General features: G+C 31.0%; 20 protein-coding genes and 1 tRNA gene. 11 read left to right on the forward strand and 10 right to left on the reverse strand.

From position 1 onward, the window contains the following. Window positions 1-12: 12 nt before the first annotated feature. Genes truB through AC2I98_RS15145 form a run of 4 tightly spaced genes read right to left on the reverse strand, consistent with a single transcriptional unit; the run spans window position 13 to window position 2,804 of the window. Window positions 13-723 (reverse strand): tRNA pseudouridine(55) synthase TruB, encoded by a 711-nt coding sequence (truB, locus tag AC2I98_RS15130; RefSeq protein WP_486412469.1) that lies wholly within the window; start codon window positions 721-723, stop codon window positions 13-15. A gap of 1 nt (window position 724) precedes the next feature. Further along, the gene (locus AC2I98_RS15135) at window positions 725-1,609 is read right to left on the reverse strand and encodes an undecaprenyl-diphosphate phosphatase (protein ID WP_486412470.1); all 885 of its coding nucleotides are present in this window, start codon (window positions 1,607-1,609) and stop codon (window positions 725-727) included. Beyond that, window positions 1,609-1,911, reverse strand: a complete 303-nt coding sequence (locus AC2I98_RS15140; RefSeq protein ID WP_486412471.1) for a DUF3098 domain-containing protein — start codon at window positions 1,909-1,911, stop codon at window positions 1,609-1,611. Before AC2I98_RS15140 ends, AC2I98_RS15135 begins: the two co-directional genes overlap by 1 nt. Then, complete coding sequence (locus tag AC2I98_RS15145) at window positions 1,911-2,804, reverse strand: cell division protein FtsX (RefSeq protein WP_486412472.1); 894 nt, start codon at window positions 2,802-2,804, stop codon at window positions 1,911-1,913. Before AC2I98_RS15145 ends, AC2I98_RS15140 begins: the two co-directional genes overlap by 1 nt. 106 nt (window positions 2,805-2,910) lie before the next feature. On the opposite strand from AC2I98_RS15145, the gene rsmA reads away from it, so the two are divergent. Genes rsmA through AC2I98_RS15160 form a run of 3 tightly spaced genes read left to right on the forward strand, consistent with a single transcriptional unit; the run spans window position 2,911 to window position 5,498 of the window. Then, a complete protein-coding gene (gene rsmA, locus AC2I98_RS15150) occupies window positions 2,911-3,678 on the forward strand; it encodes a 16S rRNA (adenine(1518)-N(6)/adenine(1519)-N(6))-dimethyltransferase RsmA (RefSeq protein WP_486412473.1) in 768 nt (255 codons plus the stop codon). A 3-nt stretch (window positions 3,679-3,681) separates the two neighbouring features. After that, window positions 3,682-5,037, forward strand: coding sequence for a magnesium transporter (mgtE, locus tag AC2I98_RS15155; RefSeq protein WP_486412474.1), 1,356 nt, complete (start codon window positions 3,682-3,684; stop codon window positions 5,035-5,037). 11 nt (window positions 5,038-5,048) lie between these two features. Further along, the gene (locus AC2I98_RS15160) at window positions 5,049-5,498 is read left to right on the forward strand and encodes a GyrI-like domain-containing protein (protein ID WP_486412475.1); all 450 of its coding nucleotides are present in this window, start codon (window positions 5,049-5,051) and stop codon (window positions 5,496-5,498) included. A 66-nt stretch (window positions 5,499-5,564) separates the two neighbouring features. Here AC2I98_RS15160 and AC2I98_RS15165 read toward each other — a convergent pair whose 3' ends face one another. Next, the gene (locus tag AC2I98_RS15165; protein ID WP_486412476.1) at window positions 5,565-5,867 is read right to left on the reverse strand and encodes a type II toxin-antitoxin system RelE/ParE family toxin; all 303 of its coding nucleotides are present in this window, start codon (window positions 5,865-5,867) and stop codon (window positions 5,565-5,567) included. After that, window positions 5,851-6,087 (reverse strand): hypothetical protein, encoded by a 237-nt coding sequence (locus AC2I98_RS15170; RefSeq protein ID WP_486412477.1) that lies wholly within the window; start codon window positions 6,085-6,087, stop codon window positions 5,851-5,853. Before AC2I98_RS15170 ends, AC2I98_RS15165 begins: the two co-directional genes overlap by 17 nt. A 127-nt stretch (window positions 6,088-6,214) precedes the next feature. Between AC2I98_RS15170 and AC2I98_RS15175 the strand changes: the two genes are divergently transcribed. After that, complete coding sequence (locus AC2I98_RS15175) at window positions 6,215-6,628, forward strand: hypothetical protein (RefSeq protein ID WP_486412478.1); 414 nt, start codon at window positions 6,215-6,217, stop codon at window positions 6,626-6,628. Here the strand turns inward: AC2I98_RS15175 and AC2I98_RS15180 are convergent. Continuing rightward, window positions 6,606-7,757, reverse strand: a complete 1,152-nt coding sequence (locus tag AC2I98_RS15180; RefSeq protein WP_486412479.1) for a sensor histidine kinase — start codon at window positions 7,755-7,757, stop codon at window positions 6,606-6,608. The two genes, AC2I98_RS15175 and AC2I98_RS15180, sit on opposite strands and share 23 nt — an antisense overlap. A gap of 157 nt (window positions 7,758-7,914) precedes the next feature. Here AC2I98_RS15180 and AC2I98_RS15185 point away from each other — a divergent pair, with 157 nt between their 5' ends. The 3 genes from AC2I98_RS15185 to AC2I98_RS15195 all read left to right on the forward strand — a co-directional run bounded on the left by AC2I98_RS15185 (window position 7,915) and on the right by AC2I98_RS15195 (window position 13,969). Then, on the forward strand, window positions 7,915-10,704 hold the full coding sequence (locus AC2I98_RS15185; protein ID WP_486412480.1) for a 2-oxoglutarate dehydrogenase E1 component: 2,790 nt from the start codon (window positions 7,915-7,917) through the stop codon (window positions 10,702-10,704). A gap of 18 nt (window positions 10,705-10,722) precedes the next feature. Further along, complete coding sequence (gene odhB, locus AC2I98_RS15190; protein WP_486412481.1) at window positions 10,723-11,958, forward strand: 2-oxoglutarate dehydrogenase complex dihydrolipoyllysine-residue succinyltransferase; 1,236 nt, start codon at window positions 10,723-10,725, stop codon at window positions 11,956-11,958. Window positions 11,959-12,145: 187 nt separating this feature from the next. After that, window positions 12,146-13,969 carry an alpha-1,3-galactosidase-related protein gene (locus AC2I98_RS15195; protein ID WP_486412482.1) on the forward strand — a complete coding sequence of 608 codons (1,824 nt, stop codon included), beginning with the start codon at window positions 12,146-12,148 and terminating at the stop codon, window positions 13,967-13,969. A gap of 559 nt (window positions 13,970-14,528) precedes the next feature. Here AC2I98_RS15195 and AC2I98_RS15200 read toward each other — a convergent pair. After that, window positions 14,529-14,613: transfer RNA gene (locus tag AC2I98_RS15200), tRNA-Ser, on the reverse strand. Window positions 14,614-14,952: 339 nt separating this feature from the next. On the opposite strand from AC2I98_RS15200, the gene AC2I98_RS15205 reads away from it, so the two are divergent. From AC2I98_RS15205 to AC2I98_RS15215, 3 genes are all read left to right on the forward strand, one after another. Beyond that, entirely contained in the window at window positions 14,953-16,392 is a 1,440-nt protein-coding gene (locus AC2I98_RS15205) for a glyceraldehyde-3-phosphate dehydrogenase (RefSeq protein ID WP_486412483.1), read from the forward strand. Window positions 16,393-16,570: 178 nt separating this feature from the next. After that, a complete protein-coding gene (locus tag AC2I98_RS15210) occupies window positions 16,571-19,573 on the forward strand; it encodes a T9SS type A sorting domain-containing protein (RefSeq protein WP_486412484.1) in 3,003 nt (1,000 codons plus the stop codon). Between the two features lie 6 nt (window positions 19,574-19,579). After that, the gene (locus AC2I98_RS15215; protein WP_486412485.1) at window positions 19,580-19,828 is read left to right on the forward strand and encodes a hypothetical protein; all 249 of its coding nucleotides are present in this window, start codon (window positions 19,580-19,582) and stop codon (window positions 19,826-19,828) included. A 50-nt stretch (window positions 19,829-19,878) separates the two neighbouring features. On the opposite strand, the gene AC2I98_RS15220 is transcribed toward AC2I98_RS15215, so the two are convergent. Next, window positions 19,879-20,916: a hypothetical protein gene (locus AC2I98_RS15220; RefSeq protein ID WP_486412486.1), complete on the reverse strand. Its 1,038-nt coding sequence runs from the start codon at window positions 20,914-20,916 to the stop codon at window positions 19,879-19,881. 103 nt (window positions 20,917-21,019) lie between these two features. Here AC2I98_RS15220 and AC2I98_RS15225 point away from each other — a divergent pair, with 103 nt between their 5' ends. Beyond that, window positions 21,020-22,528: a GNAT family N-acetyltransferase gene (locus AC2I98_RS15225; protein ID WP_486412487.1), complete on the forward strand. Its 1,509-nt coding sequence runs from the start codon at window positions 21,020-21,022 to the stop codon at window positions 22,526-22,528. A 192-nt stretch (window positions 22,529-22,720) separates the two neighbouring features. Here the strand turns inward: AC2I98_RS15225 and AC2I98_RS15230 are convergent, their stop codons facing one another. After that, window positions 22,721-24,013, reverse strand: coding sequence for a DUF3748 domain-containing protein (locus AC2I98_RS15230; RefSeq protein WP_486412488.1), 1,293 nt, complete (start codon window positions 24,011-24,013; stop codon window positions 22,721-22,723). Window positions 24,014-24,057: the final 44 nt, after the last annotated feature.

A 24,057-nucleotide genomic window follows, 5' to 3' on the forward strand; every position in this document is an offset into this window, starting at 1 on the left:
AGCTTTTATTTTTTATATTTTTTCAGTTGTATTTCCTTCTTCAAAATAACTCTTTTCTAAAGCAAAATTTTCGGAGTTGATTACATCAAAATCGCCAATTTTTGTACGACGAAGAGCGGTTAAATATCCGCCTGAATTTACTGCTTTTCCAAAGTCAAAAGCTAATGAACGAATATAAGTTCCCTTGCTACAATTTACTTCAAAATCGACAAGAGGTAAATCAATCTTCGTGATTTTAAAATCGTGAATAGTTATTTTACGTGCTTTACGCTCTATTTCTTGACCTTCACGGGCTAATTCATATAAACGTTTTCCGTCGACTTTAATCGCCGAATGCATAGGAGGAAATTGTTCAATCTCTCCAATAAATTGTTTTGTTGCTTCGCGAATAATTTCTTCTGTGATATGTTCAGTAGGAAAAGTTTGATCCTCTTCCGATTCTAAATCATAGGTTGGCGTTGTAACGCCTAATTTGATAGTACCTGTATAGGTCTTTTCTTGCGCCTGAAATTCATCAATGCGTTTTGTCCATTTTCCGGTACAAACCAATAAAAGTCCAGTCGCTTTAGGATCTAAAGTTCCAGCGTGCCCAACTTTTATTTTCTTCAAATTATATGCTTTTCTAATGTTCCAACGAATCTTGTTTACGACATCAAAAGATGTCCAATCAAGAGGTTTATCAATCAAAAAAACATGACCTTCTTGTATTTTTTCTACATTCATTTTATTTGTGCTGAATCATTGTAGTTTCTACTGAAGCGGCATTATCTTTTTCTACTTGTGTTGGAGAATTGTATGAGAAATAAATCAGTAAAATAATACCGATTATAATTCTGTACCAACCCCAAAATTTGAAACCGTATTTTGTTAAAACTGCGATAAATGTTTTTACTGCGATTAACGCCACAATAAATGCGACAACATTACCAATTACGAATAGTATAATATGGTTTTGATCTTGCAAAATCATTTCGTAACCTTTCATTGGTGTTGTAGTATCTTCTCCCCAAGTTTTTACAAAAACAGAATAAACTGTAACCGCTAACATTGTTGGAACCGCTAAAAAGAATGAAAATTCTGCAGCTGCTTTACGCGATAAACCTTGTGTCATACCACCAATAATAGAAGCAGCAGAACGAGAAGTTCCAGGCATCATCGCTAAACATTGCCAAAAACCGATAATAATTGCTTGTTTTAAAGAAATGTCTTTTTCATCATTAATTTTAGGATTTTTGAACCATTTGTCTACAAATAATAAAATAACTCCTCCGAAAACTAACATTCCAGAAATAGCGACTTGATTTCCTAAAACTGCTTCAATTTTATCATCAAATAATTTTCCTAAAACCAAAGCAGGTACAACAGCACAAGCTAATTTGATGTAAAAATTGATGTTGAAATTTTTGAAGTCAAAGAATTTTTTCCAGTACAAAACAACGATAGATAAAATAGCTCCAAATTGTATCGAAACTTGAAACATTTTTAAGAATTCGCTTTCTGGCATTCCCATCAACGCAGCAGTAAATCCCATGTGCGCCGTAGAAGAAATTGGTAAATATTCGGTAAGACCTTCTATAATAGCAATGATAATTGCTTGTAAAGTATTCATTATTTTTCTTTATTCGGATTGATTAATATGGCATATACTTCGACAATAAAACCAACGACAACTAAAAATGGCGCTAATCTAATTCTACGGAAAGAATAAATCTCGTCGTTCCAGTAATTAGCATCCCATGTCCCATCTGGTCTTGTGTTTGCATCGTGACCTGTCATTAATAAAAATCCAAGACCGATTAATGCAACACCAATTGCCATGAAAATATAGTTTCTTTTTCCAAATAAAAAAGTAAAACCAGCATCATTTGTAGATGCTGATTTTTTTGTTGTATCGATAGAATTTGATTTCATTAATAAAGTTGATCAGTTTTTAATCTTAAATAACGCCACGCAGCAAACAATGTACTAAATACTGCGATGATAACTCCAATTCCTATAAGAACAAGAATTAAAGGAGTGAAACTAGGATTCCAAAGTACTAATCCAACTTTTGTTGCTAATATGTACCATAAAAATCCTAAACCAATTACAGCTATAAATGCTGCTAAAAATCCTAAAATAGCTGCTTCTATTAAGAAAGGTTTTACAATAAAACGTCTGCGCGCACCTACTAATTGCATTGTTTTGATGCTGAAACGTTTTGCGTAAATTTTTAAGCGGATAGAGTTATTGATTAATACAACAACAATTACCAAGAAGATAACAGCAAAAATCATAATCCAAAATGTGATTTTGTTGATGCTGTGGTAAATTGTTACCATTGCTTCTTTATCACTTTTTACTTCGTCTACAATTGGATTTTTTGCTAAAACTTTGTTGATCGAATCAATTTGTTCAACAGATTGTATTAAAGCAGGATTCAACGTAATTTGAACCGAAGCCGGGAAAATACTTTCTTCGAAGAAATCGCTACCATCTGTTCCCAAATCTTTTTTCGCAATTTTAGCTGCATCCTCTTTACTGACATACTGTGTAGCTTCAACAAACGGGTACTTTACTTTTAACGAATCGATATAAGATTTTTGTAAATCAAGCTCCTTATCTTTTAATTTCGGATCTTCGACATCTTTAAAATATGCCTCGATTTTTAACTCTCTTTTTAGATGTTCTGCGTAACTTTGTGCATTAATGACAATTAAGCCGAAAATACCTAATAGAAATAAAACAAGCGAAATACTAATCACAACAGTAATGTTAGAAGATCGCAGTCTTTTTTTCTCAAATTTATCGTTCGTTTTTGACATTTGGGTTAATTTTGGGGCTAAGATAAAAAAAACTTATTTCGCAAGAAAGATATTCCGTATATATTCTACGATAAGTTGGTTAAAGAAAACATAAAATTTAGAATTTTTGAAAGTAAAAGCTAAAAAACATTTAGGTCAACATTTTTTAAATGATGAAAATATTGCACGAGACATTGCCGAAGGTCTTACTTGGCAAGGGTACGATCGTGTATTGGAGATTGGACCAGGAATGGGCGTGTTGACAAAATATATTTTACAAGCTAAGAAAAATATAGAGGTTGTAGAGATTGACACTGAATCGGTAGAATATTTGAAAGAATATTATCAACCATTTTATCCAGGATTTAAAATTCATTCCGAAGATTTCTTGAAAATGGACTTTTCATCAAAGTTTGATGAACAAATTGCTATTTTAGGAAATTTTCCGTATAATATATCTTCACAAATTATTTTTAAAGCATTAGAAGAGCGTTACACAGTTCCCGAAGTTTGTGGAATGTTTCAAAAAGAAGTTGCCGAACGTATTGCATCTAAAAAAGGTACAAAAGATTATGGTATACTTTCTGTATTAGCGCAAGCTTATTATCATTGCGAGTATTTGTTCACTGTTCCAGAACATGTTTTTACACCACCACCAAAAGTGAAATCGGGTGTCATTATTATGAAACGTTACCGTACAGAAATTGAAGGAGTTGATCAAAAAAGATTCTTTCAAGTAGTAAAAGCTGGTTTTGGACAACGAAGAAAAACACTTCGTAATTCGTTGAAATCATTAGGGATTCCTGAAGATTTAAACGATCACGAATTTTTGACTATGCGCGCAGAACAATTATCTGTCGAAGATTTTATTGAGTTAACGAAAAGAATGAAATAGATTATGGAGGTAAAAATTACAAAAGATTTTATTGAACTTTTAAATGAAAGAATAACCACTCAAAATGCAAAAGAGGTAAAGGAAATGTTGCAAGATTTGCACCCTGCCGATATTGCAGAATTGTTTGATGAACTTTCGACCAAGGAACAATCTTTTGTAATTGATTTACTTGATAATGAAATTTCTGCAGATATTCTTCTCGAATTAGAAGAAGACGACCGTCGCAAATTCCTTAAAACACTTACAGCAAAAGAAATTGCTGAAGATGTCATCAACGAAATGGATACGGATGATGCTGTTGATGTCATTAATGAGCTTTCCGATGAAAAGAAAGATCAAGTTATTGCGCAATTAGAAGACCAAGAACATGCCCGAGAGATTGTAGATCTTTTGCGCTATGACGAAGATACGGCGGGTGGTTTAATGGGAAAAGAGTTAATCAAGGTTAACAAAGATTGGTCAGTAATTACTGCAGTTAAACAAATGCGTAAACAGGCAGAGGATTTTGAAGAAGTTTTTTCGATTTATGTAGTGGATGAAAATGATAAATTACTTGGAACATTAAGTTTAAAGCGTTTGTTGACAACTTCTGCAAATTCTAAAGTAGCTGATGTTTACAACGAAAAAATTCAATACGTAAAAACGTATACCTCTGATTTGGATGTTGCAAAAGTGATTGAGAAATATGATTTGTACGAAGTTCCAGTTGTCGATGAATTAATGCGTTTGGTTGGAGTAATTACGGTGGATGACGTGATTGATGTAATTCGTGAGGAAGCAGAAGAAAATTATCAATTAGCTGCTGGTATTACACAAAATGTAGATTCGGACGATAGTATTTGGAAGCTAACAAAAGCACGATTACCTTGGCTTTTATTGGCATTGGTAGGTAGTTTTGTAGCGGTTAACGTATCTCAAAGTTTTAGTGATGCAATGAATTTGTATCCACAACTGTTCTTTTTTACACCACTTGTTGCTGCTATGGCTGGTAATGTAGGAGTACAATCTTCTGCGATTATTGTTCAAGGTATTGCAAATGATAATATTTCGGGATCAATTTGGAAAAGACTTGGAAAAGAAATGTTATTAGCCTTATTAAACAGTACTTTTTTAGCAATAGTATTGCTTTTAGCAACACATTTTATGATGAGTACCAGTTATGAAATTTCTTCTACAATCGTCTTAGCATTAGTTATTGTAATGATTTTAGCAAGTTTAATTGGAACTTTTATTCCTATTATGTTACATAAATATGGTGTAGATCCGGCAATTGCAACAGGACCATTTATTACAACAAGTAATGATATTTTTGGTTTGTTGATTTATTTTTCTATAGCAAAAATGATTTTAGGATTTTAAAAATAAAATAAATGAACACATTAAAAATAATAGGAATAGCAACTCAAACGACTAACAATAATAGTCAGGCAATTGAAGATTTAGGAAAATTATGGCACCAATTTTTTGCTGAGAATGTTATTGCCAAAATTCCGAATGCTATCAGTACAAATATTTATTCATTATATACAGATTACGAAAGCAATTATACAGGAAAGTATACGACAATTATAGGTTGTGAAGTTTCTTCTTTAAATGAAATTCCAGAAGGTATGGTTGGAAGAGAATTTCAATCTCAAACGTTTAAAAAATATGTTGCAAAAGGAGAATTACACGAAGCTGTAGGAAAAACTTGGTCAGAAATTTGGAATGATGATGCAAATTTAAATCGTACGTATATGTATGATTACGAATTATACACCGAAAAAGCTCAAAACCCAGCTGATGCCGAAATTGAAATTTATATAGGAGTCAGAGATTAGTATGAAATAATTCTAAATTCAAGAATAAAAATAAAAATGAGCTGAAGGTTTACCTTCAGCTCATTTTTATTTTGGATATTTTGTAGGATTTTTATGCGTATTAAAAACGGCTTTTATAAGAATAATATTTTGTTGTTCATTTAATGTAAAAAAAATAATATAAGGAAATTTCTTCATTGGTTTACCTCTGAAATTTTTATAATAAATGCTATAAAATGGATTTTTAGTAATCATTTCTACATTTATTTCATAATCTTTCAAAAAACTTTGCGCGATTTTTAATGACACATTTTCTTTATAATAAGTAATTGCTTCCCTGATATTTGCTTTGGCTATTGGAGAAATAACAATTTTATAACCCGTATTCATTTTTAACTTCTTCTAAAAAATCAGCATTATCTTGGTATTGAGTTAAGGACAGATTCTCTTGGTTATCCAATATTTCTTTCTGTTCATTACTTAATTCAAATTCTGTTTCTTGATTGTGCTTATAAGTCAAAAAATCAATATAACGCTCAACTTCTTCCAAAAGTGATTCAGGAAGTTGTTTCAATTTAGAATTTACTTGTTCAATAGATGTAGCATTCATAATTATTAATTTTACAAAACAGTTGTCGTTCTAACAAAGTTACAAAAAGTATACCTTATATATTATTAAGCTAAAAACTTTGTGAATAGTAGCTTTTTAGCTATTTTAGAAAGTAAAATTTTATAACATGTTTAAAAAAGAATTTTTTATTATTAAAGTTTGGTTATCAACTATTTTATTTTCTCCTATTTTAATTTTTTTATTTTCATTGATTTTATTTAGAAAACAAACTGATGCTATTTTTGAGGCATTAAAATATTATTTATTGTATGCCGCAATTGGTTTCTTATTTTCAATTCCATTAATAATTATATTTGGATATTTATATCGTTATTTGACTAAAAGAAAAATAAGTTTAGCATTATTAAATTTATATTTATGTTTATTCTCCATTTTTAGTGTTTTTACTAGTTTTTATTTTCTTGGTAAAAATTTTTTATTTTTGAATATAGTATTTCCAATAAGCTATTGTATCGTAAGTTGTCTTTCAATAATATTTATTAATAAAAATTATTCTATCACTTCTTCAATAAAATCTTAAATTCAGTTCCTGTTTCTTTAGACGATTTGGCTACAAATATTTTTCCTTTGTGATATTCTTCTATAATCCGTTTGGCTAACGATAAACCAAGTCCCCAACCACGTTTTTTTGTTGTAAATCCGGGCTCGAAAATCTTTTTTTGCAATTTTGTAGGAATTCCAGAACCAGTATCTGCAATAGAAATTTCAACAAATTTATTCTTCGTCGTAACCGAAATCTCCAATACGCCTTTATTTTGCATCGCATCAGCAGCATTTTTCATCAAATTTTCGATAACCCAACTGTATAAAGAAGCGTTGAGGTTGATGTTAAACTCATCTACATCGGTTCTGAAATTGACTTCAATTCCTTTCGAAATTCGTTGAGAAATATAATCAACGGTTTGTTTAGAGGTCGAAATTAAGTCGATTTGTTTAAGCTCAGAAGTTGAACCAATTTTAGAAAAACGTTCTGCAATATGTTTTAAGCGGTCTACATCTTTTTCAATTTCGATAACAGATGTTTGATCAATATCTTCTAATTTTAATAATTCGACCCAACCCATTAACGAAGAAAGTGGTGTACCAATTTGATGTGCCGTTTCCTTTGCCATTCCTGCCCATAAATAACTTTTTTCGGTGTCGCGAATTGTTTTAAAATACCAATACGAAAAACCAAAAAATAGTAAAATCAATACGATAATGATAAGAGGATAATATTGAAGTTGATTCAATAGTTTCGAATTTTTGAAATAAACGTAATTTTTTGAACCAATTAATTCGACCTCTATACTTTGTTCAGAAATTTTCATCCTATTGACATACTTTTTTAACTGAGCTGAATCTTTTACAATCGATTCATCAATGTTTTTTGTATCTAGAATAGAACCTTTTTCGTCTACAAGAGCAACAGGAATTGATTTATTATCTTCAATCAATTTAAATAAAAAATCTTGTGTTTTAGAATCTAAAAATTCCGAAGAACTAATCAACTCCAATGATTTTGCGTAATTCTCTACACGCTTGTGTTCTTCACGCTTCAGCTCTTGTACAATTTTGTTACTTGACCAGATAGTTATGGCAAAAATGACAAAGATGATAAAGAAGCCAAACCAACGCTTATTTATTTTTTTTGTTAGAAAATTTCTCATCTAAATGTAAAATCTTTCTTAAATTTATATCAAATGTAATGATTATTTGACTATAATATATTTTTATGGCGAGATAAGATAAATATGATGAAAGTAATTTTTTTTAAAGCCTTAAATAGTTTATTTTTGTAGCTAAATCTCATAGAGAGTAAAATTTATGGATCGTTTTTCGTTTTTAAATGCCGCTCATTTAGAGTTTATAGGCGACTTATATGATCAATACGTCCAATATCCGGATAGTATTGAACCAAGTTGGAAAGCTTTTTTCCAAGGGTATGACTTTGCGAATGCAACATATGATGGAGAGCCATTATTTGCACCAGCACCTCAAGCAGCACCTAACAAAGGTAGTCAGACAACACAAGCTGTAGTAAATCCTGCAGTTGTTTCTCAAGTTCCAGACAATGTTCAGAAAGAGTTTAAAGTTATCAATTTGATTGATGCTTATCGTACTCGTGGACATTTGTTTACGAAGACTAACCCCGTTAGAGCGCGTAGAACTTTTGAACCTTCATTAGACATCAAAAACTTTGGTTTGACAGATGCTGATTTAGGATTAACATTTAACGCTGGTGAAATTTTAGGTATCGGTGGACCAATCACTTTACGTGAAATTATTGGACACTTAGAAAACATGTACTGCGAATCTATCGGAATCGAGTATATGTATGTAAGAGAACCTCAAAGAATTAATTGGATTCAGAATTGGTTAAACCAAAATTTGAATCAACCAAAATTATCTAAGGAGGAGAAAGAGCGTGTATTAGAAAAGTTAAATGAAGCAACTGCTTTCGAAAACTTTATGCACACTAAATATGTTGGACAAAAACGTTTCTCAGTAGAAGGAAATGAATCATTGATTCCTGCTTTGGATACATTGATTAATCGTTCTGCAGATCACGGCGTACAAGAAGTTATCGTAGGGATGGCTCACCGTGGACGTTTGAATGTTTTGGCTAACATTTTTGGAAAATCATATTCTCAAATCTTTTCAGAATTCGAAGGGAAAGCTTTTGATACAGATTTAATGGCTGGTGATGTTAAATATCACATGGGATCATCTAATCAAATCAAAGCATTAAATGGAAAAGATATCTTAATCAATTTAGCGCCAAACCCGTCTCACTTAGAGACTGTAGATGCAGTTGTAGAAGGAATTACACGTGCAAAAGCTGAGGAAGATTATAAAGATGATTATTCTAAAATTATTCCAATCTTAATTCATGGTGATGCTGCTGTTGCTGGACAAGGAATCGTTTACGAGGTTGTTCAAATGGCAGGATTAGACGGATACAAAACAGGTGGTACAATACACGTTGTGGTAAATAACCAAATTGGGTTTACAACAAACTATTTAGATGCGCGTACTTCTACATATTGTACAGATGTTGCAAAAGTAACATTATCTCCTGTAATGCATGTTAATTCTGATGATGTAGAAGCGGTAGTTCATGCTTTCCGTTTTGCTGCAGATTACCGTGCAGAATTCGGTTCTGATGTATTCATCGATTTATTAGGATACCGTAAATATGGACATAACGAAGGTGATGAACCAAAATTCACTCAACCTAAATTATATAATTTAATCTCTAAACACCCAAATCCTCGTGAAATTTACAAGGAAAAATTATTAAAAGAAGGTGTAATTGGAGAAGAAATTGTTAAGCAAAAAGAAGCTGAATTTAAAGCTTTATTAGAAACAAACTTCGAAGCTTCTAAAGAAATTGAGCGTAATCACATTTTCCCTTTCATGCCAGAAGAGTGGGAAGGATTTGAAATTGCTGATGATGCAAAAGTTTTCGAACAAGCAAATACAGCTTACGACGAAACAAAATTAAGAGAAATTGCAAAAGCTGTTTCTACTGTTCCAGAAGGTAAAAAATTAATCAAAAAAGTTTCTCGTTTAATTGAAGGACGTGGAAAAATGATTGATGAAGATAAAATCGACTGGGGATTAGGAGAAGCTTTAGCTTTCGGTTCTATTTTAACAGACGGACGTAATGTACGTGTTTCTGGGGAAGATGTAGAGCGCGGAACATTCTCTCACCGTCATGCAGTTGTAAAAACTGAGGACACAGAAGAAGAAATTATCTTATTAAACCATATTAATGATGAGCAAGGTCAATTAAGAATCTACAACTCATTATTATCTGAATATGCAGTTTTAGGTTTCGATTATGGATACGCAATGGCTAATCCAAAAGCGTTAACAATTTGGGAAGCTCAGTTTGGAGACTTCGTGAATGGAGCGCAAATTATGATTGACCAATACATTTCTGCAGCAGAAGATAAATGGAAATTACAAAACGGATTAGTAATGTTGTTACCTCATGGTTATGAAGGTCAAGGAGCAGAGCACTCTTCAGCACGTTTAGAGCGTTTCTTACAACAAGCAGCAAGCAACAATATGTTTGTAGCAAATATTACAACTCCAGCAAACTTTTTCCATGCATTAAGAAGACAAGTGGTTACAAATTTCCGTAAACCATTAATTGTAATGTCTCCAAAGTCATTATTACGTCATCCTTCAGCTGTATCAAAATTAGAAGATTTCTCTAAAGGAGGTTTCCAAGAAATTATTGAAGATACATTTGTAGATCCTAAAAAAGCGAAAAAAGTTGTTTTCTGTTCTGGTAAAATTTACTACGAATTAGAGAAAAAACGTCAAGAATTAGGTGATACAACAACAGCTATTGTACGTATTGAGCAATTATATCCACTACAAAACGAAAGAGTAGAAGCGATTATTGCAAAATATGGAAAAGCAGAATTAATTTGGGCTCAAGAAGAACCTGAAAACATGGGAGCATGGAGTTACATTTTACGTAAATTCCGTAAACTTCCTTTCGAAGTTGTTTCTCCAGCAGAAAGTGCTGCTACAGCGCCAGGTTCAAGCAAACGTTGGGCTGCTATTTACGAAGAGGTAATTAATAAAGTATTCAATTAAAAAATAAAGCTAATAGATATGTTAGAAATGAAAGTCCCATCACCAGGGGAATCAATCACAGAAGTAGAGATCGCTACGTGGTTAGTAAAAGACGGTGATTACGTAGAAAAAGACCAAGCAATTGCAGAGGTTGACTCAGATAAAGCAACATTAGAATTACCAGCAGAAGAAAGTGGAATTATTACTTTAAAAGCGGAAGAAGGTGATGTTGTAGAAGTAGGACAAGTTGTTTGTCTTATTGATACATCAGCTGCTAAACCAGCAGGAGGAAGTGCTCCAGCTGCAGAAGCACCAAAAGCTGAGGTTAAAGAAGAAGTAAAAGCTGCTCCAGCTCCAGTTGCTACACCAGCACCTGCTGCTCCAGCTGCAACTTATGCTACGGGAACTCCATCTCCAGCTGCTAAAAAAGTTTTAGATGAAAAAGGAATCGATGCTTCTCAAGTAAAAGGATCAGGACGTGACGGACGTATTACTCAAGAAGACGCTGTACGTTTTACTCCAGCTATGGGACAAGCTCCAATTTCTGGAAACCGTGCTCAATCAGAGAAAAAATTATCATCATTACGTCGCAAAATTGCACAACGTTTAGTTTCTGTTAAAAATGAAACTGCAATGTTAACTACATTCAACGAAGTTGATATGTCTGCAATTTTCGAATTACGTAACCAATATAAAGACGAATTCAAAGCTAAACATGGTGTTGGTTTAGGATTTATGTCTTTCTTTACTAAAGCAGTTACTCGCGCATTAGAGTTATACCCAGATGTAAACTCTATGATTGACGGTGATTACCAAGTGAAATTTGACTTTGCTGACGTTTCTGTTGCAGTATCAGGACCAAAAGGTTTAATGGTGCCAGTAGTACGTAATGCAGAAAATTTAACTTTCCGTGGAGTTGAGCAATCTATTAAAGATTTAGCGATCAAAGTACGTGACGGAAAAATTTCTGTTGATGAAATGACAGGAGGTACATTTACAATCACAAATGGTGGTGTATTTGGATCTATGATGTCTACACCAATCATCAACCCACCTCAATCAGGTATCTTAGGAATGCACAATATCGTTGAGCGTCCAGTTGTTAAAAACGGACAAATTGTTATTGCTCCAATGATGTATGTTGCTTTATCTTATGACCATCGTATCATTGACGGACGCGAATCTGTTGGATTCTTAGTTGCAGTTAAAGAAGCGGTAGAAGATCCATTAAATGTATTAATGGGAGGTGATGCTAAAAGAGCTTTAGAATTGTAATACAAAAAAACATTCTAACAATCCATAAATTGAAAGCCATTCGAAAGAATGGCTTTTTTGGTTTTATATAACCTAATTTATAAGATATCCTTTATTGTGTAATTAGAATTAATGGAGTAATTTAGTTGGTTAACAAACATAGAAAGAAGATAAAAAATCTCCTTTCAAATTAACACAATTATTTATTATGCTAAATTCTTTTAAAAAGAGAGCACTCTTTTTCTTATTCTTACTCTTTTTTGTATATGCGCAAGCAAATGCTTCTAAAGTTTATGATTTATCCAAGTATGGAATCAAACCAAATACTGGAGAAAATATAAGCTTGGTAATTAATCAAGTTATTCAGAAGATAGTAAAAGATGCAGGTACAGACACATCAATTGTTCTTAAGTTCAAGAAAGGACGTTATGATTTTCATACTGAAGGAACACAGTTAAAAGAATATTATATTTCTAATCACGATCAAGAGAATCCTAAAAAAGTAGCTATAGCATTAGAGAAATACAATAATATTACGTTAGATGGACAAGGTGCCGATTTTATATTTCATGGACGAATTTTACCCATCTCATTGATTGAAAATAGTAATTTAACCTTAAAAAATATCAATATAGATTTTGAACAACCACAGATTTGTCAAGTCAAAATTTTAGAAAATAATATTGATAAAGGTACTATTACTTATCAAGTTGCACCTTGGGTGACATATACTATAAAAGAAGGTAATTTTTTTAATACAGGAGAAGGTTGGGAAATGCAACCAACTGCTGGAATTGCTTTCGAAGAAAATACAAAACGAATTGTTTACAATACGAGTGATATTGCAGTTGGAACGAAAAATGTTGAAGAAATTTCGAAAGGAATTATTAAAGCTAAAAATTGGAAAAATCCTAAATTAATTCCAGGAACTGTTGTAGCAATGCGAAGCTGGTATAGACCAAATCCAGGAATTTTTGTTCACAAAGGAAAGAATATTAGCTTGGATAATGTGACGGTACATTATTCCGAAGGAATGGGCTTGTTAGCGCAATTAACAGAGAATATTCATTTAAATAAATTCAATGTTTCGTTAAGAGGTAAAAATGATCCAAGATATTTTACAGCTCAAGCAGATGCCACTCATTTTTCAGGTTGTAAAGGTGTGATAATTTCTAACAACGGTTTGTACGAAAATATGATGGATGATGCGATAAATATTCACGGAACTTATTTAAAAGTTTTGAAAAAAGTGGATAATAATACAATTATTGCAAGATATATGCATGATCAAGCATATGGTTTTGATTGGGGATATAAAGGAGATTCGGTACAATTTATTCAATCAAAAACGATGGAGTTATGGGATTCTAAGAATACGATAAAATCAATTGAAGTTATTCGTAAACAAAGTACAGATCCAATTAGAGAATTTAAAATTATTTTTTCTAAACCTTTAGATAATTACATTGATCCAACAAATTTAGACATTGGAATAGAGAATTTAACTTGGACACCAAAAGTAGAATTTAAAGGAAATATTGTACGCAATAATCGTGCGCGTGGAGCTTTATTCAGTACGCCTCAAAAAACTATTGTAGAAGACAATATCTTTGATCATACTTCAGGTACAGCTATTTTATTATGTGGAGATAGTAATGGTTGGTATGAGACGGGAACAACGAGAGATATTACAATTCGCAAAAATAAATTTATTAATTCGCTTACAAATATGTTTCAATTTACAAATGCTGTGATTTCAATTTATCCAGAAATTCCAGATTTGAAAAATCAGAAAAAATACTTTCATAGTGGAATTAAAATCGAAAATAATTATTTTGAAACATTCGATAAACCAATTCTCTATGCGAAATCAGTAGATGGAATTTCCTTTACGGATAATAAAATTAAGACAAATTCGGCTTATCCAGCATTTCATTGGAATAAGAAAGAGATATTTTTTGAACGTGTAATTAACGAAAAAATTCAAAACAATACAATTGATGGAAAACCATTGATTTATTCGTCTAATTAAATTTTAGAAATCGGTTTTTGAGTTTTAAAATAATACATCCAGAGAGTTTTTCTTTGGATTTTTTTTATATTATTTTTATATTATTTTGATAGGAATATACAATACTAAATAATGTGAAATTATAATAAATATAGAAAGTTATTTTTTCTCTTCATAATAAGTTGACATCCAAAAAAAATTTAATGAAAGAATTTGAGTTAGTAAACAAAAGTCTATCTAACACAATTATACCTAAAAGCAAGTATGACATACTTATTGTGGAAAAACAAAGGTAGGGTTTCGATTTTGTTAAGAAAATATGGTAACATAGTTAATATAGATCAAGAATCTATTCTAAAAAATCAAAAGAGAGATCATCTCAAAAAATAAATATTAGAAAGATATTAGCTAATGAAAAGAGGAAGTTTAATATTCTCAATAAGTTGATTACAATGTCAGATGGACAAAATAGTTATTGAAAATTTTATATGATTTTTATAAATAAGTGATGTTTTTGAAAATATTTAAAAAGTAACAAAATTTATAAAGCCCTAAACATAAGTATTTAGGGCTTTATCAGCGGAGAGTGAGGGATTCGAACCCCCGGAGGTGTGACCCTCAACAGTTTTCAAGACTGCCGCATTCGACCACTCTGCCAACTCTCCAAGACAGCGTTTATTGCTGTATTGCGAGTGCAAATATAGAACGCTTTTTCGAATTACCAAATTATTTTTTCAAACTACAATTTTACGAAAACGTTTTCGTGGTTAATTTTATTGAAAGTATTAAAGTTTAATTCATTTATATTCTGACAAATAGGTTGTTCTTGTAATTATATTTTTTTTTAATTTTTTCTAAATTTATATTATATTACTATTGTTTTCATGAAAAAACATGTATTTTTATGACAATAATTAGTTTTTGAAAAAAAAATGTACGAAATCGTTATAATTGATTACTTTTGCCAAGAATTAAGTAAATAAACACAAATAAACATTTCTAAAATGAACCACTCTTCTTATGATCAGCAACTTGCATCTTTCAATGAAATGAGCAAAAAGGTTGTAGAATTCATTAAAATTGTTTCAGATTTATGGTACGATCAATCAATCGAATTAGTTATTTTTCGTAATCAATTAGTGGATAAAAACGTTAGCGATATCGTAAATCTACACCAATATGCAGAAGAATTTGTAGAGAAAAAGATTGCTATTGATGATACGTTAGCGATTGCAAAAGCTATTTCGCAAGCAAATTTACCAGCTTCTAGACTTGACGTCGGAAAATTGGCGAAAGAATACGTTTCTGGAAATTATGCTTCAGCTGAGGTTTTTGTTGAAGAAAAATTAGGAGAAAGTAGAAATGTAAAAAATGTAGAACCAAAAGATGTTGTTTTATACGGATTTGGTAGAATTGGACGTTTATTAGCTCGTGAATTAGCTTCTCAAATGGGAAAAGGTCAACAGTTAAGATTACGTGCCGTTGTTACGCGTGATAAAAATGATCCTGTTTTATTAGAAAAAAGAGCTTCATTATTACGTCATGACTCTGTTCATGGTGATTTTGATGGAAATGTAGTTGCAGATCACGAAAATAATACTTTAGTTATTAACGGAGTAAGTGTTCATATGATTTCTGCTGCGCAACCAGAGGATATAGATTATACTACATACGGAATTAATGATGCGTTAATTATTGATAATACAGGAGTTTTTAAAGATGAAGAAGCTTTATCTCGTCATTTAAAATCTGTTGGTGCTGATAAAGTATTATTAACTGCTCCTGGGAAAGGTGTACCAAATATTGTTTATGGAGTAAATCATGAAGAATATAGTCCAGAAAATGTAAATATTTTCTCAGCTGCTTCTTGTACTACAAATGCCATTACACCAATTTTAAAAGTTGTAGAAGATAATTTGGGTGTTGTGAAAGGACACTTAGAAACGATACACGCTTATACAAACGACCAAAATCTGGTTGATAATATGCATAAAAAATACCGTCGTGGACGAGCTGCTGCTTTAAATATGGTAATTACCGAAACTGGTGCTGGTAGTGCTGTAGCAAAAGCTTTACCAAGTTTAGCAGGAAAATTAACTTCAAATGCAATTCGAGTTCCTGTTCCAAATGGATCATTAGTTGTTTTGAACTTAGAAGTTGGTAAAGACACTTCTGTAGAAGGTGTAAACAAGATTATGAAAGATGCTGCATTGAACGGAGAATTAGTTGAGCAAATTAAATACTCGTTAAATAACGAATTAGTTTCTTCTGATATTGTAGGAACTTCAGCTCCATCTATCTTTGATAGTAATGCAACAATCGTATCTGCAGATGGTAAAAATGTTGTAATGTACGTTTGGTATGATAACGAATATGGATATAGCCACCAAGTAATGCGTTTAGCAAAACATATTGCTGGTGTAAGACGATACACATACTATTAATAGTATTTTTTCCCTTTATTTAAAATTAATCCACTAGCCTTTTGGTTAGTGGATTTTTTTAATATATTCATTTAAAACCGATTAATTAATTATATAGATTATCTTTGTTAATATTATATTAATGTAAAATATAAAAATTAACATTATTTTTGAAGAACTTAAAAAAAACATTTTATTTATGAAGAAATTTTACTTTTTTAATTGGATATTTCTCTTGCTAGGATTAATATCTTTTACTGCTTTTGGGCAAAATTCAGAGTTAGTAACTCCAAAAAGAGATCAAGTTACAGGTTTTCCTACTTGGACAGATACTAATGTAACAGGTTCAGCTTATATTCAATTATTACAAGCAACATCAAGTATTGTAACTCCTACTTTAAATCTATCATCATACGAATCTATTAAGATAAATTTTTTAGCTAGAAGTTTTGGAGGAACTAATGTTACTGAAAATACTATTTATATAGCTATTTCAAATGATAATGGTAATACATGGACAGATTTGGCTTCGAGAGTTCCAAGTAGCTCAAATTTAGCAGCTGTAACTGAAATATCAACAGTAAATAATAACACTCAAGTTAAAATAAGATTTTCTGTTAGTGGAACAAATAACTCTATTGGAGCGGGGCTTGATGATATTGAAATTGTGGGTATGAAGCCTAACAATCTACCTCCTGTAGTTTCTCCAAAAGCTATCACAGGAACTTATGGTGTTTTATTGACTAATGGAACTATTACAGCAACAAATAATCCTACATCTTGGACACAAACAGGAGCTTTACCATTAGGTATTACATTTGACAATGGTGTTTTTTCTGGAACACCTACACAAGCAGGTAGTTTTATAGCACAAGTTAATGCTACAAATGAGTTTGGTACTTCTGCTTCTGCTAATGTTACATTTGTGATTGCAAAAGCTAATCAAACTGTAAATTATACGTTCAATAATGTGTCACAAAATCAAGGTACTACGTTTTCGGAATTACCAAGTCAGACAGATCAAGGACAAAATATTGTTTACTCATCTGCAGATAATTCTATTGTTTCTATAAACGGAAATACATTATCTTTTGATGGTATTGGTTCTACAACTGTTACTGCTACTGCAATTGGAGGGGATAATTTTAATGATTACACAACTGCCTTTAGTGTGAAATCTAAAGATCCTAATGTAGTTACATATAATGGACAAGGAACATTTGTTAAAGTAAATAGTTTGGCTGAAGTTACAGATGGGTATTATGTGATAACAAATGAGGCTGATCTTTTTTTAATGACAAATAATTTATCATCGAGTGTATTACAATCTGCCAATGCTAATGTAGTGAATGGAGAAATTATTAATCCTTCTACTGCTAATGTATGGAAGATAGAAACTGATGGAGCTTCTAAAACAATCTACAATGAAGTTGTTGATAAGTATGTAGGTTGGATGTCTGGAAATTCAGCAGCTTTATCGTCATCTTTATCTAATAACTACAGATGGTCTTTTACTTACGCAAGTAATAAATTTACAGTAAATAATGTTGCTACGCCATTAAGACAATTGTCTTACAATGCTGCAGCTCCTCGATTTGCCTCATATGAAGGTGCTGGACAGCAAGAGTTGCAATTCTATAAATTAATTCCTTCTCCATCTACAACTTGGGATGGAACAACTTGGTCTAATGGAGAGCCAGATCTTACAAAGGATGCAATTGTTAAAGGAGAAGTTGTTATTGATTCGAAATTAGAAGCTAAAACACTTACAATTTCAGATGCTGGAGGTTCAATTTTATTGAAATCAGGAGGCTGTTTAACGGTTGATGGAACAATAGATAATCAAGCTGGATTAACTGGTTTAATTATTGAAAATGGTGCTAATTTAATTCAAAATCAAAATGTAACGAATACTGGAGCTATTACTGTAAAAAGAAAAAGCAACTCTATGGTACGTAATGATATGACATTTTGGTCTTCACCAGTGGATGGACAAGTTATTCGATCATTTTCTCAAGAAACATTATATAATCGTTTTTGGACATACAATGAAACAGCAGATGAATTTAGCCAAATTTTAACATCGGATACAGATTCCAAATTATTTGAAGCTGGTGTAGGAGTTGCAATTCGTGTTAAAAACACTTTACCTACAGGACAAAACACAATTCATAATGGAGAATTCTTAGGAGTTCCATTTAACGGAAATATTGAAGTTCCTGTTCAGTTTACTACAAACGGATATAACCAAGTTGGTAATCCTTATGCTTCTAATATTAATGTAGAGAAATTTTTATTAGCAAATGAACATGTTAATTCATTATATTTCTGGTCGCATCAATTCCCTGTCGGGTCTCCAGAATATGCCAATAATTACATCGCATTCAATGTTGTAGGCGGAGTTATTCCTAATTTATCTAATATATCTGTTGGACAAGGATTTATCGTAGGTCTTTCTCAAGCAACACCTACAGTTAATTTTAATAATGCTATGAGAACTTCTCAAGATGCATTATTCTACAAAAATTCTAACGTAGAAAAAAATAGAATTTGGTTAAGTTTATCAAAAGAGAATAAAACAATTAGCCAAATTTTATTAGCTTATATGGATGGTGCAACAAATGGTCTGGATAATCAAATTGATGCGAAGGTTATGCAAAGAGGTTCTTCTGCTATTTATTCTTTAATTAATGATGAAGCTTATGCAATTCAAGGACGTAGTTTACCTTTTAAAACTGAAGATGCTGTGAAATTAGGCGTAGAAGTTTTAGAGCAAGGAAATTATACAATAAACATTGAACAACTAGATGGTCTATTTGAAAAAGGTCAAATTATTTATCTAAAAGACAAAGAGCTAAATAAAATACATAATTTATCTGAATCAGTTTATTCTTTCGCTTCAAAAGAAGGTGTATTTAATGATCGTTTTGAATTAATTTATTCTGAAAAAACTTTAGCTACAAACGAATTAACTAAGAATGATATTACGATTTATAATTCAAACAATTCTATTGTTATAAAATCTAATAACAGTAATATTGTTTCAATACAATTATTTGATATTCAAGGAAAAAAAGTAATGGAGAAAAATAGTATCAATTCACAATCGTTCAATTTAGAATCTAAAGAAAAAGGAGTTTTAGTTATAAAAGTTTCTACTGAAGACGGAAAAATCAAAACACAAAAAATTGTAAATAAATAATATAATATGAAAAATATAAAAAACATTTTATTAATAGCTGGTGCTTTATTATGTACCATTAATACATCAGCGCAGGAGGAAGAAACGTCATTCTTTGGTTCTCAAAGTTTAGCCGGACCTAATACTGGTGGAGGTACTGATGATGCAGATCCAGATCCAAACCCTGCTGCGCCAATCAACGATTATTTACCATTATTGGTAATTGGTGCTGGATTAGTTGCTTTACGCTATAGAAAACAATTGTTAAAAAACTAACTTACAATAATTTTTGAATAAAAAAGCTTCTCAATTTTGAGAAGCTTTTTTTATTTAATCTGTTCCAAACTATTAGCAATTGCTTTATATAAAATTTCACCCATTGTTTGGCATTCCTCATAAGATTGATCTTTGTAGAATTTTGCGAAACTTTTTCGTAATTGCTCAATATTTTCTGTTTTAGAAATTTTATCCTTTTTAATAATTTTCATTAAATCACGAAAACGTTTTGAACTATTGGATATTCTTTTCGAAGTAAGCGATTTTACTTCTTTTCGATATTGGTCTATAGAATTTGGTTTCAAACGATTATTCACTAAATCTACCATTACACGATTTTCTTTAAAATATTGTGGTCGATAAATCTTTAAGTTACCTTCATAGCTTTGTTGATCAAAATCTATTGGTCGAATTCGATAAATAACTTGATCAAAATCGTGAATTGGTATAATTACATAATTATATGAACGCATATCACCCAAAAGACCAATAAAACAACGTTCATTAAACTTTACAAATTCTTTTGCGATTTGATTTTTTTCTAAATCATTACATTTATCCAAGTAATTTTTAATAAAAACATCTCCAGGTATTCCTAAAATATGCTCTTCTATTAACGTATTTTTATACACCAAAAAATTGATGCGGTGTGGTGACAAAATATCTTCTAATTCTAATCCATAAATACGCGACGCATCTGCTTTCTTAATATAAAAGTTCGTGTAATTATCATTCAAAATATTACGAACTCTAATTCGAAAAGGTTTCGAATTCCCGAACGTACAATAATCAATAGAATCTACAACAAGATATGGCAAAGACTCTTCATCTCCATCAGAATGTAAAAAAGTATAAATACGATTTAAACTATCTTGAATTTCCTGATGTTCGGAATCTGTATAATAAACACCTAGCCAATGCGTGTCATTTCCTTCTTTATCTTCCAAAGTAACACAGCCCGAAAAACGCATCAAATCATCATATTCTATACTCGCTTTTGTTTTACGATGATATTTTTCCAAATAAAGATTTAATTCTTTATTTACAGGATAAATAGGTTTTTTAAATTCTATTTTTACATCTTTCATTTTCGCATTTATCTACTTACGAAGATAAGTTTTAATTTATTTTTTAAAATTGTTTATTGGATTAATATTTGCTAAATTCAAGCATAATCTAAATCTAAATAAAATGAATATTCAGGTCAGAAACTTGACGCTTGAAGATTACAGTGATTTGACAGAATCTACAAAAGAAGCTTATCACAATCAACTTGGAACTTGGACTGTTAACGAAATAAAAGAATTATTAGCAATTTTTCCTCAAGGACAATTTTGTGTAGAAGTTGATGGTAAAGTTGTAGCTTCTGCCTTAAGTATTGTAGTAAATTCTAAAAAAACAAATATCGAATCTAATTATGATACAATAACTTCTAATGGTAAGTTTTTGAAACATGATTCCGAAGGTGATACTATGTACGGAATTGAAGTTTTTGTGCATCCAAATTATCGTCAACTTCGCTTAGGGAGGCGTTTATATGATGCAAGAAAAGAACTTTGCGAAGAAATGAATCTAAAATCTATTGTAGCAGGAGGACGAATACCAAATTATTACAAATATTCGCACGAATTATCTCCACGTCAATATATAGAAAAAGTAAAAAGTAAGGAAATTTACGACTCTACTTTAGCGTTTCAACTTTCGAATGATTTTAATGTTAAAAAAATCTTGAAAAATTACCTTAAAGATGATAAAGAATCATTAGAATATGCCACTTTATTAGAATGGAATAATATCTATTACGAACCAGAACTGAAATCGAATTCACCAACAAAACGTACAATTCGACTTAGTTTGGTACAATGGCAGATGCGTTTATTTAATGGATTACAAGATTTTTATGATCAGATTGAATTCTTTGTAAATGCGGTGAGTGATTATGGTTCAGATTTTATTATGTTTCCAGAATTTTTTAATACACCATTGATGAGTCCTTATAATCATTTAAAAGAGATTGAAGCAATGCATCAATTAGCAACGATGACAGAAGATATTGTAAAGAAAATTCAGGAATTCGCCATTACATATAATATCAATATTATTTCAGGTTCTATGCCTCATTTAAAGGAAGGAAAATTGTATAATACGTCTTTTCTTTGTCATCGTTCAGGAAAATTAGATTCCTATAGTAAAATTCATATTACACCAAATGAATTCAAATATTATGCATTAAATGGTGGTGATGAAATCAAAGTTTTTGATACAGATTGTGGTAAAGTTGGTTTATTGATTTGTTATGATGTTGAGTTTCCAGAATTGAGCCGAATATTAGCTGATCAAGGTATGGAAATTTTGTTTGTTCCATTTATGACAGATACGCAAAACGGTTATACGCGTGTAAGAAGTTGTGCGCAAGCTCGTGCGATAGAAAACGAGTGCTATGTAGCTATTGCGGGTTCTGTTGGTAATCTACCTCGTGTAAATAATATGGATATACAATATTCGCAATCCGCTGTTTTTACACCTTCCGATTTTTCTTTTCCAAATAATGGAGTAAAAGCAGAAGCAACGCCAAATGCAGAAATGGTGCTTGTTGCCGATGTTGATCTTTATCTTTTGAAAGAATTACACGAATATGGAACAGTAAAAACAATGAAGGATAGACGTAAAGATTTGTATCAAGTTAAATTAATGAAATAACATAAAAAAAACCTCCAATTTTGGAGGTTTTGTTTTAGTTCTTATCCTTGTTGGTTAAACTTGAATAAGAACAGTAATCTAACTTTTTCTTTAAGTATAGAACCTTAGGTTCGGTTAAGAATTAGTATTAAATTTAGAAAAAATTTTTATTTGAAACAAATATTTTTCATCAAAATATAAATTTTAACATTATTAGAACAAATGATTTATCTCCAATTGAAAGATTTGAATATATTTTTCATTAAAATTATTCGGCACAAACTGATTAAAATAGATTTTTTTACTATTATTTGAAAAATGAGGAATTCCTGTTAATTCATTATTGAATAATTTTGATTGATATACTTGTTTAGATTTTTTTTCGGATAAATTGGTAATAAATATTTTATCTTCACTAATGTATACAACTAGGTTTCCGTCTGTTGATAGAGTAAATGGAGAATTTATTGATTGATCTAAAAAAGAATATTGAATAATTTCATTAGAAACTAAATTCACTCCAAATAATTGAGTAATTTCAAATTGATCTTCCATTAAAAAATAGATAATTTTTCCATCATTTGATGAACGTAACCAATGACGAAAATTACTAATTCCTTTTTCTGTATACGTTAATCTTTTTTGCGAAATACATTTCGGAACATCAGGCAAAGTTAACTCCGAACCTAATAAATTATCATTTTCATCAATTGTAATTTCATTCGGAATTTCAGCAACAAAAATTTCTGTTTTTAAATTTCCTTTTTCATCACGTACATGACCTTGAAAAGCAATATTATTAGACGAGTTTATCCAACATTCATCAAACGCTTTTTCTATTTCATCACTTCCGAAAATAGGAAAGCTAACAACCTTTGAAAGGATAATAGAAAACATTTCTCCAGAATTATTTTCTAATGTTTCATCAAAATCTATCTCAACTTTTTTAGGAAACATCATTCCAACAACACGTTGATCTTTTATTGATGAATTGTTAAATGATTCTTGTTCTATAATAAAATCATTGTATGTGAAACTTATCCAATCCTTATCTTTTTTCCATGAATGAGAGTGTGTTCCTCCTCTTAAAGCACCAGTTGTAAAAGGGAAATTTATATTTCTTGCATCCATGAAAATTGGTTGATTTGGATGATTCAAATCAATTGCAACACCAGTTCTTCTTGTTGCTGAATATGGTTTTTTTTCATCAGCATTTCGAATTCCATGAATAAAAATAACTTTATTTTCTAACTGCGAAAAAGAAGCAGCTCCTACTCCTGGTCCAAATTTCGTTTGATTTGAAGTTGTGTAAATCGTTTCACTTTCAAAAGTTTTTGTATTCAATAAACAAATAGATGATGTTTCTGAAATTTTTGTATCGTCATTCCGAGTGTCATATAACAAATATTCACCATTAAGCGACTCGATTTGAAAATGATGTAAGGTATGTCCAAAATCTCCAAATGTTAGTTGAAGAGGTGCAATTGATTTGTTTGAAATTGTCATAAAAGCAAATTTAAAAATTGATTTTATATGATGTTCATTTGTAG

Source organism: Empedobacter sp. EJD.6dd (genome assembly GCF_057369435.1).

What these genes read in the sequence shown, in the direction of transcription:
- truB (WP_486412469.1), bottom strand. Translation starts at nt 723, where the DNA reads ATGAATGTAGAAAAAATACAAGAAGGTCATGTTTTTTTGATTGATAAA.
- AC2I98_RS15135 (WP_486412470.1), bottom strand. Translation starts at nt 1,609, where the DNA reads ATGAATACTTTACAAGCAATTATCATTGCTATTATAGAAGGTCTTACC.
- AC2I98_RS15140 (WP_486412471.1), bottom strand. Translation starts at nt 1,911, where the DNA reads ATGAAATCAAATTCTATCGATACAACAAAAAAATCAGCATCTACAAAT.
- AC2I98_RS15145 (WP_486412472.1), bottom strand. Translation starts at nt 2,804, where the DNA reads ATGTCAAAAACGAACGATAAATTTGAGAAAAAAAGACTGCGATCTTCT.
- mgtE (WP_486412474.1), top strand. Translation starts at nt 3,682, where the DNA reads ATGGAGGTAAAAATTACAAAAGATTTTATTGAACTTTTAAATGAAAGA.
- AC2I98_RS15160 (WP_486412475.1), top strand. Translation starts at nt 5,049, where the DNA reads ATGAACACATTAAAAATAATAGGAATAGCAACTCAAACGACTAACAAT.
- AC2I98_RS15165 (WP_486412476.1), bottom strand. Translation starts at nt 5,867, where the DNA reads ATGAATACGGGTTATAAAATTGTTATTTCTCCAATAGCCAAAGCAAAT.
- AC2I98_RS15170 (WP_486412477.1), bottom strand. Translation starts at nt 6,087, where the DNA reads ATGAATGCTACATCTATTGAACAAGTAAATTCTAAATTGAAACAACTT.
- AC2I98_RS15175 (WP_486412478.1), top strand. Translation starts at nt 6,215, where the DNA reads ATGTTTAAAAAAGAATTTTTTATTATTAAAGTTTGGTTATCAACTATT.
- AC2I98_RS15180 (WP_486412479.1), bottom strand. Translation starts at nt 7,757, where the DNA reads ATGAGAAATTTTCTAACAAAAAAAATAAATAAGCGTTGGTTTGGCTTC.
- AC2I98_RS15185 (WP_486412480.1), top strand. Translation starts at nt 7,915, where the DNA reads ATGGATCGTTTTTCGTTTTTAAATGCCGCTCATTTAGAGTTTATAGGC.
- odhB (WP_486412481.1), top strand. Translation starts at nt 10,723, where the DNA reads ATGTTAGAAATGAAAGTCCCATCACCAGGGGAATCAATCACAGAAGTA.
- AC2I98_RS15195 (WP_486412482.1), top strand. Translation starts at nt 12,146, where the DNA reads ATGCTAAATTCTTTTAAAAAGAGAGCACTCTTTTTCTTATTCTTACTC.
- AC2I98_RS15205 (WP_486412483.1), top strand. Translation starts at nt 14,953, where the DNA reads ATGAACCACTCTTCTTATGATCAGCAACTTGCATCTTTCAATGAAATG.
- AC2I98_RS15210 (WP_486412484.1), top strand. Translation starts at nt 16,571, where the DNA reads ATGAAGAAATTTTACTTTTTTAATTGGATATTTCTCTTGCTAGGATTA.
- AC2I98_RS15215 (WP_486412485.1), top strand. Translation starts at nt 19,580, where the DNA reads ATGAAAAATATAAAAAACATTTTATTAATAGCTGGTGCTTTATTATGT.
- AC2I98_RS15220 (WP_486412486.1), bottom strand. Translation starts at nt 20,916, where the DNA reads ATGAAAGATGTAAAAATAGAATTTAAAAAACCTATTTATCCTGTAAAT.
- AC2I98_RS15225 (WP_486412487.1), top strand. Translation starts at nt 21,020, where the DNA reads ATGAATATTCAGGTCAGAAACTTGACGCTTGAAGATTACAGTGATTTG.
- AC2I98_RS15230 (WP_486412488.1), bottom strand. Translation starts at nt 24,013, where the DNA reads ATGACAATTTCAAACAAATCAATTGCACCTCTTCAACTAACATTTGGA.